Annotated in this window: 6 protein-coding genes and 2 pseudogenes; 2 read left to right on the top strand and 6 right to left on the bottom strand. The window is 69.4% G+C overall.

The window, feature by feature from the left end; genetic code table 11:
• Both AC2VOR_RS08450 and AC2VOR_RS08455 read right to left on the bottom strand, forming a co-directional pair.
• Positions 1-157 (bottom strand): ATP-binding cassette domain-containing protein (locus AC2VOR_RS08450; protein ID WP_486963599.1); only part of this gene is annotated, 157 nt, incomplete at its 3' end.
• Between the two features lie 80 nt (positions 158-237).
• Entirely contained in the window at positions 238-714 is a 477-nt protein-coding gene (locus AC2VOR_RS08455) for a single-stranded DNA-binding protein (protein WP_486963596.1), read from the bottom strand.
• A 300-nt stretch (positions 715-1,014) separates the two neighbouring features.
• Between AC2VOR_RS08455 and AC2VOR_RS08460 the strand changes: the two genes are divergently transcribed.
• A complete protein-coding gene (locus AC2VOR_RS08460) occupies positions 1,015-1,533 on the top strand; it encodes a type II toxin-antitoxin system prevent-host-death family antitoxin (RefSeq protein WP_369741509.1) in 519 nt (172 codons plus the stop codon).
• The gene (locus tag AC2VOR_RS08465) at positions 1,530-1,787 is read left to right on the top strand and encodes a Txe/YoeB family addiction module toxin (protein WP_369737860.1); all 258 of its coding nucleotides are present in this window, start codon (positions 1,530-1,532) and stop codon (positions 1,785-1,787) included. The genes AC2VOR_RS08460 and AC2VOR_RS08465 overlap by 4 nt, the downstream gene beginning before the upstream one ends.
• Here AC2VOR_RS08465 and AC2VOR_RS08470 read toward each other — a convergent pair.
• The 4 genes and pseudogenes from AC2VOR_RS08470 to AC2VOR_RS08485 form a co-directional block, all read right to left on the bottom strand.
• Positions 1,784-3,840, bottom strand: a pseudogene (locus AC2VOR_RS08470) (bifunctional copper resistance protein CopD/cytochrome c oxidase assembly protein). The gene AC2VOR_RS08465 and the pseudogene AC2VOR_RS08470 sit on opposite strands and share 4 nt — an antisense overlap.
• Positions 3,841-3,870: 30 nt before the next feature.
• Entirely contained in the window at positions 3,871-6,216 is a 2,346-nt protein-coding gene (locus tag AC2VOR_RS08475; protein WP_486963597.1) for a glycerol-3-phosphate 1-O-acyltransferase, read from the bottom strand.
• On the bottom strand, positions 6,213-7,928 hold the full coding sequence (locus AC2VOR_RS08480) for an HAD-IB family hydrolase (RefSeq protein WP_486963598.1): 1,716 nt from the start codon (positions 7,926-7,928) through the stop codon (positions 6,213-6,215). Before AC2VOR_RS08480 ends, AC2VOR_RS08475 begins: the two co-directional genes overlap by 4 nt.
• Positions 7,925-8,079 (bottom strand): annotated as a pseudogene (locus AC2VOR_RS08485) (wax ester/triacylglycerol synthase family O-acyltransferase); the annotation flags it as partial. The gene AC2VOR_RS08480 and the pseudogene AC2VOR_RS08485, both read right to left, overlap by 4 nt.

Here is an 8,079-nt window from a genome sequence, read left to right on the forward strand (position 1 = left end):
CGGCCATGATCCGCAAGACGCTCGACTTGCCGGCGCCGTTGGGGCCGACGACACCGATCTTGGCGCCCGGGTAGAAGCTCAGCGTGACGTCGTCCAGGATGACCTTGTCGCCGTGCGCCTTGCGGACCTTCTTCATCGTGTAGATGAACTCAGCCATGCCGCGGTTTTGCCTTTCTGGTCTTGCAGAATGATCTCGCGGACCATCCTAGGCATCGCCCGACGGCGCCGGGCCGGCCGCTAGGCCGATAACGGCAGTGGGTTGCCGCCCGCGGCGGCGTCGTCGTCGGCGGCGGCATCCTCGGCAGGTTTGCCGTTGGCGGCGACCTCCGCCGGGGCAGGAGCCGGTTCCGGACCGGTGTACGCGGGCTTTTCGATGCGCACCAGAGCGCGCGACAGGTCCGGCCCGACCGCGATGGCCCGCATCTCCAGCGAGGAACGACGGTTGCCGTCGCGGTCCTCATACTCGCTGGTGTACACGTGTCCCGTCGCAATTACCGGCGCGCCCTTGCCCAGCGCCGCACCCACGCCGGTCACCAGCTTGCCCCAGCAGTTGACCGTGATGAACAGCGAGTTGCCCGGCTCCCAGCCACCGTCACCGGTGCGGCGACGGGAATTGCTGGCCACCCGGAACTTGATGAGCTCCTGGTCACCGACCCGGCGACGCTGGGGGTCGTTGACGATGTGACCGACTACGGTAAGCGGAGTTTCGAACATTGGCTGATCCCTTTCTCGATCTATCTGTCATGGCTTGGCGAACAGGTCACCGCCCTATACGACCGCCATTCAGCTCGGGACCACCGACGGACTCGGTCGCAGACGGGGCCCGCGCGCTGGCACTGTGGAGAAAACGGTGACTGTGGATCAGCCCGTCGGTGAGTCGGAGGCGATCGCGCGTGCGGCCTGCTGTCTCAATGACCTGCTTCCGAGACGGCTGGCCGGTGGAGGTGTGTCGACGGAGCCGCCTGGACCTGTTCGGCGAGGATGTCGCTGTGACCTAAACCGCCGTTCGTCGACCTGACCGGCGACCAGCACGACGCGAGCTTGCCGCTGCGCTGGTTCACCCCGACCACCGAGGTCGACCTGTGCGGGCACGGCACCCTGGCCAGCGCGCACGTGCTTGGCGGCGAGCGGGCTTTTGCCACCCGCAGCGGCGAACTGCGCTGCCGTCCCGGCCGCGACGGCTCGATCACCATGGATTTCCCGGCCGACCGCCCCGCTCCATGCGGCTACCAAGCAACACTGAACTGGCTGGTACCATATCTTGTACCACTAGCGAGGAGGCGCTCGGTGGCAATCACCGCAAGCGAGGCGCGCAAGAACCTGTTTCCCCTGATCGAAAGGGTCAACGCCGACCGGACGCCGGTCGAGATCACATCGAAGGCTGGTCGCGCCGTGCTGATGTCCGCCGAGGACTGGGAAGCGTGGCAGGAGACGGCATACCTGTTCAGCTCCCCGGCCAATGCCCGCCGGCTCCTCGACGCTGCTGACGCCTTGGACCAGGGCGGCGGAATCCGGGCTGAACTCGCCGAGTGAACATCGTCTTCTCGCCGCAAGCGTGGGAGGACTACCAGCATTGGCAGACCGCCGACCGTGCGGTGCTCAAGCGGATCAACACGCTCATCGCGGACGCCCGTCGGTCACCGCAGGAAGGCATCGGTAAGCCGGAGCCGTTGAAATACGGGCTCGTCGGCGCCTGGACTCGGCGGATTACCCAGGAGCAAAGGCTCGTCTACCGCGTCGTCGGCGATGATTTGCAGATTCTCCAGGCCCGGTATCACTACCTCTAGCGCAGTTCTGTCGTCTTATGCCGCGCGAGCTCGGCCAGCATCGCGTTGTAGGCGGCCAGCTCGGCGTCGTCGTCGCGGTCGGCCGCCCGGTCCAGCCGCCGGGCCATGCGGTCGTCGCTGCGCGCCCACTGGATGAGCAACGCCAACATCACGATCACCAGGGGGCCTTCTCCGGCCGCCCACGCGATGGCGCCGCCCAGCCGCTGATCGCCCATCAGGTCGGTGTGCCAGCCCAGTCCCAGCGATTGGTAGTAGTCGGCGCCGAGGACTCGCTGGGTGCCCATCAGCACCACCCCGAAGAACGCGTGCAGCGGCAACGACGCGAACACCACACCCACCTTGGCCAGCGGCGGGATCGGGCGCGGCGTGGGGTCCACCCCGATGACGATCCAATAGAAGAGGTAGCCGCTGAGCAGGAAGTGCACGTTCATCGCCAGATGCCCGGCGTGACTGCTCACCGCCTTGTCGAACAGGCTCGAGAAGTACAACCCGTAGAAGCCGGCGACGAAGAGGACCGTGGCCACGGCCGGGTTGGTGAGGAACCGGGAACATCGGCTGTGCAGTGCGGCCAACAACCATTCCCGCATACCCGGGGGATCGTCACGACCGGCGGTCGGCAGTGCGCGCAGCGCCAGGCTGACCGGGGCGCCGAGCACGAGCAGGATCGGGACCAGCATCGACAGCCCCATGTGGGCGACCATGTGCATGCTGAACATCGCCGGCATGTACCGGCCGACACCCAAGGACGTCATGAACAACAGGGTCAGGCAGCCGAGCAACCACGCCAGCGTCCGGCCCGCCGGCCACCGGTCGCCGCGCCGGCGCAGCCGCACCACCGCCGCCACGTACACCGCGGCGAACACGATCGCGGCCGTGCCGAAGATCAGGTCGAAACGCCAGTCGAACAGGACGCGCGCCATGGTCGGCGGCCCGTCGAAGTTGTAGCCGACCTCGGCTTCCGACGGCGAGGGCAGCCGAATCGGCGGCGGCGGGGGCGGTGTGCGGCCCAGCCCGACGGCAATGCCGAAGGTCAGCCCGAACAGCGCGGCTTCCATCAGCGCGAGCCGGATCAGGGCCCGCCGCGCGTGCGGCGGGCTCGCGTCGTCGTGCAGCGCGGCGACTGCCGAGCGGCGCTGGCGCCAGCCGAGGACGCCCAGCAGGCACAGCGCCAGGAATTTGCCGACGACCAGCCGCCCATAGGAGGTGGTCAGCAGGTCCGACGGCAGCACCCGCACTAGGGCGTTCATCACCCCGCTCACGCCCATGGCCAACCAGCACCACAGCGCGATCGACGAGAACCGCCGCGCCGCCAGGCCCAGGTGGTCGCCCCCGCGCAGGGCGTGGGCCACCAACGCGAGCAGGCCGCCGGCCCATAGGCCGGCGGCGACCAGGTGGATCAGCAGGCTGTTGGTCGCCAAGTCGTGCGAGCCGCCGGCCGAGGAGTGTCCGGTCAGCCCCAGCGGGATCAGGGTCGACAGCGAAGCGCCCAACAGCGGCGCTGTCCACGACCAGCGCAGCACCGACACGCTGGCCAGCGTGACCAGCGCGGCCAGGATCGCCGTCCAGCGCCACGCGGAGGCGGTGGTGACCAGGCCGGCCGACGACCACAGCGTGAGCGGGTTGAGGTGCTGGCTCAGCGGTTGGCCCGACACGTCGGAGATGGTCAGCGGGACCAGCAACGCGGCGCACACCGCCCACACCCCCGACGCCCACGTCCCCGTGCGGAGCGCACGGTAGCCGCCGGCGTCGAGTACGCCGCTCCGCTGCGGCGGCACCAGGAAGGCGGCGAACAGGAAGGAACCGACGGCCAGGACCGCGGCGATCTCGCCCGCCGCGCGGACGAACGGCAGCCCCAGCGTGGTGGCCGGCCCCGGATCGGGCAGACCGGTGTCGAGCAGCGCATCGGCCAGCGACAACGCCCCGATCCCGGCCGCCGTGCACCCCGCCAGCACCGCGACCCCGACCAGCAACGGCCACACCCGTGCAGGGCGCTTGGCAGCGCCCCTCGTCGCGCGCGTGCCGGGGCGTTCCCGGCGGGCGGGGCAACGGTCATGGGTCCAGGCTATTGGGGGGCGCGCGGCGGTCAGTCGGTTCGGCTGTCCCGTTGGTCCTGGCGCGCTTTTAACTCGCGGGCGACGAACTGCTTGCGCGCGAGCCGACCGATGTGGCCGGAATCCCGCAGCACGTTGCGCAACTCGCGCCGGAAGGCGACCCGCCGTTCGGTCAGCTCGGCTCCGGGGCCGATCAAGCCGTGGTCGTCGACGACCTGGCGCGCGGTGGCGAACAACAGCGTCGACACCGACTCGCTGCTGCGGACCCGGGTCTGCGCCACGTATTGCCGCCCCACCCCGAGCGCCAGGTCCGTCAGCTCCTGCCGGCCGATGTCGGGCGGGGCGTCGCGCAGCACGTCGGCGACGATCTCGTAGGCCTCGAAGAACACCCGAAGCATGGCGTCGGCCATCAGCGGACGCTTGGCGAACAGCATCGCGTCGATCTCGTCTCCCCCGGCGGCGACGTGGGACTCCCAGTCGTCGTGCCAGGCCATCTCTTCGGCGATGTTTTGCCGGAACGTCGCCGAGTCGGCGAAATAGAAGTCGAACTTGAGCAGGTCGCGCAGCCGCATCGCCTGCGCCCAGAACGCCTCCATGCGGTCGCCTCCGGCGTGGCGGGTGTGCGCGAGCGCGAGTTCGACGATGGAGGTTTCCAGGAAGGCGTGGATCACCGAGTTCCGGTAGAACGCGGCGGCGTGTTCGTCCTCGGGCGCGATCTGCCACACCGGCTCCCGCCCGCCGTCGACCCGGGTGACCGGGTGACCGCCCGACAGCGCGTCGACCGCGGCACGCACGCCGGCCCGGGTGCGCAGCCGCAGCGCGCTCGTCGAGACCGGGGTGTGCTTGCGTTCGAGGTAGTCCAGGGAGTCCTGCAGGGTGTGGTGCAGCTGGCCCAGCGTGAGCGCCGCGCCGCGGGTGGTCAGCAGCAGCGCGCACACCAACCCCGTCGCGGTGACGGGGGTGGCCTGCAGGATTCGCCACGCGACCTCGAAGGACATTTTCTGCAGGGCAAGCTTGTTGGCGTCCCGGTCGTGGTTGAGCGGACCTTGCTGGGGGCCGAGGTACTGGCGCATCGACACGGCCTCGGGGAAGCGGACGTAGATCTTGCCGTAGTTGCGTTCGCCCTGCGCCCTGATGAAGTTGTACAGCCAGCCGATGCCCTCGGGGGTCTTCTCCCCGCCGCGGGCGTAGGCGGCGTACTCGGCCGTCTCGTGCAGCTGGTCGAAGCTGATAGACACCGGCTGCAGCAGGATGTCCTCGCTGCGGCCGTCGAGGTAGGCGTCGGCCACGTAGGCCAGCAGGCCGAGCTTGGGCGGCAGCATCTTGCCCGTCCGCGAGCGGGTGCCCTCGATGGACCAACTCAGGTTGAACCGCTTCTCGACGATGTAGCCGACGTACTCGCGCAGGACGTACTTGTAGAGCGGGTTGTCGCCGACGTTGCGGCGGATGAATATGACGCCGGACCGGCGCAGCAGCGGTCCCATCAAACCGAACGACAGGTTGATGCCGGCGAACACGTGCACCGGCGGCAGCCGGTTCTCCTGCATCGCCACCGGCACCACCGCGCCGTCGATGTAGGACCGGTGCGAGAACAGCAGCACCGCCGGGTGCGCTTCCAGCCCGGAGCGCATGGCCGCCACCTGGTACTCGTCGTAGTCGAGCTCGGGATCGAATCCGCGGCTGATCGCCCGGCCGAGCACGGACACCAGGTCGACCGACACCCTGCTCCACCCGGTCGCCAGTTCGTCGAGCATCTTGCCGGCTTCTTCGACGGTGGCGCCCGGGATCTTCTGCAGACCCGCACGAAACCGCGCCGAAGCCAGGATCTCCGGCTTGAGCAGCCGCGGAGACTTGTACTGCGGCCCGAGGATGCGGTACTCGACGCGCTCGATCGCCAGGACCGCGCGGCGGACGACGAACCCGGCGAAGTCGCGCGGATCCTCACCCACCGTGGTGTCGCGCCACTGCTGACGCAATTCGGACACCTTGGCGGGCTCGCCGGCCACCACCCGCGCGCGACCGGGAGCGTCGCGCCGGATGCGGCGCTGCCGGCGCTGGCTGGGGTGGTAGGGATCCAGGCCGGGCAGCAGGCCCGCCACCTTGGCGAGCCGGCCGCGGTCCGGGGGCGGCAACCAGAACACCTGAACCGGCACGATCGAACGGTCGTGACCGGATTCGAGCCGCTGCGCCAGCGCGCTCAGCTCCGACGGCGGCGCGTCGGGTTCGGGCAGCCGCAGTACGTGGACCCGCGCGCCCGGGTGGTCGGCGCGCTGCCGTTCCACCCAGGCCGTGATCAGCTCCATTTCGACCGGCGAGGCCATGGACGCCAACACCAGCGAATCCTGATCGGCGCTGGTGTCTGCGGCCGGTTCGCTCACACGCGCCCTCTGGGCCCGGATTCGGGTGTCTCCTCGCCGGGGCCGGGGGCCTTCGGCTGGGCTTTCGCCGCCGCCTTCTTGGCCGGGGCCTTCTTGGCGGGGGTCTTCTTCGCCGGGGCCTTCTTGGCCGCGGCCTTCTTCGCCGGGGCCTTCTTCGCCGGGGCCTTCTTCGCCGGGGCCTTCTTCGCCGCCTTCGTCTTGTACAGATCGGACTCGGGCAGCTCGTCGGTGGGCCAGTCGGCCAGCGTGTCCAGGTACAGCCGGCGCACCTCGGCGATGCGCTCGGGCAGCGTCTCGACCGTCCAGTCGTCCACCGGGATCGGCGGGAACACCGCCACATCGACCGTGCCCGGGTTGATGGTGGTGGAGTTGCGCGCGGCGACGATCTCGGCGTTGCGGATGACGATCGGCACGATCGGGATGCCGACGGCCATCGCGATGCGGAACGCGCCCTTCTTGAAGGGCCCGACCTCGGTGGTGTCCATGCGGGTGCCTTCGGGGGCGATCACGACCGAGAGTCCCTTTCTGGCGAGCTCTTCGATCTGGTGCAGCGACTCGACGGCGGCGCTCGGATCGTCGCGGTCGATGAACGCGGCGTCCATCGCCTTGCCGATCGTGCCCATGATCGGATCCTTGGCCAGTTCCTTCTTGCCCACTGCGGTCCAGTTGTCGCGCACCAGCGCGCCAACCATGACGGGGTCGACCTGGTTGCGGTGGTTGAAGATGAACACCGCCGGACGCTGCGCGGTCAGGTTCTCCTGGCCGATGACGTTCATCTGGACGCCGGTGGTAGCGAGCAGCACCTGGGAGAAGGTGGAGGTGAAGAAGTTGACCCCCCGCCGCCGGCTGCGGGTGAGCATGCCGATCCCCACCGCGCCGGTCGCGATCGGGAACAGCGAACCGAAACCGGCCAGCGTGCGCAGTTGCCGGCGGAGGCCGACCGGTCCGCGACTGTTGAACCGCAGGATCGGCCAGCCGCGCCGCTTGGCCACCGCGGCCATCTTGCCCTCGGGGTTGGTCGGTCGCGGGTTGCCGACCAGGTACATCAGGGCGACGTCCTCGTCGCCGTCGGCGTAGAAGTAGCTGTCCTTGAGGTCGATGCCGTTCTCGGCGGCAAACCGCTGCACGGCGGCGGCCTTGCCCGGCCCCCACAGGATGGGCTTCTGCACGCCGCCGGTGAGTATGCCGTCCTCGGTGGTCTCGAACTTGTTGGTGAGCATGTTGGTGATGCCGAGAAATCGGGCCACCGGGTTGACCTGGATGGTCAGTGCCGACGAGCTGAGCACGACGGTGTGTCCGCGCGCCACGTGCGCCCGCACCAGTTCGCGCATCTCCGGGTAGATGCGGCCCTCGATCCGCTGCACGAACAGCCGCTCGCCGATCTCTTCGAGGTCGTCGATCAGCCGCCCGGCCAGCGCGGAGGCGGCCTTACCGATGAGATCTTCGAACTCGATGCGCCCGAGCGTGTGGTTCAGGCCCGCATGCACCATGCTGAGCAGCTCCCCCACCCCCATGTCGCGGCGCAGCAGACGTTCCTGGGTGAGGATGACCGCGGTGAAGCCGGCGACGAGGGTCCCGTCCAGGTCGAAGAACGCCCCGATCTTGGGCCCGGATGGGCTGGCCATGATCTCGGCGACCGATCCGGGCAGTCGCATGTCCGTCGCCGGTTTTTGCATGTCGCGTTCGGTCCCCCGCTCCTCGGATGCGCTCATGATCCCGACACCGATCGCGACGCCGACGCTGCCGGCTCGCCGAACGAGGCGGGCACCGCGCGGGGCGCCGGGTCGCCGGCCAGCGCCAGGATCTCGTCGAAACCCTCCAGCAGGCACTGGGCGAACAACGGCTCGTCGCGGATCGCCGCCC

The sequence above is a fragment of the Mycobacterium sp. TH-M103 genome (assembly GCF_057473785.1).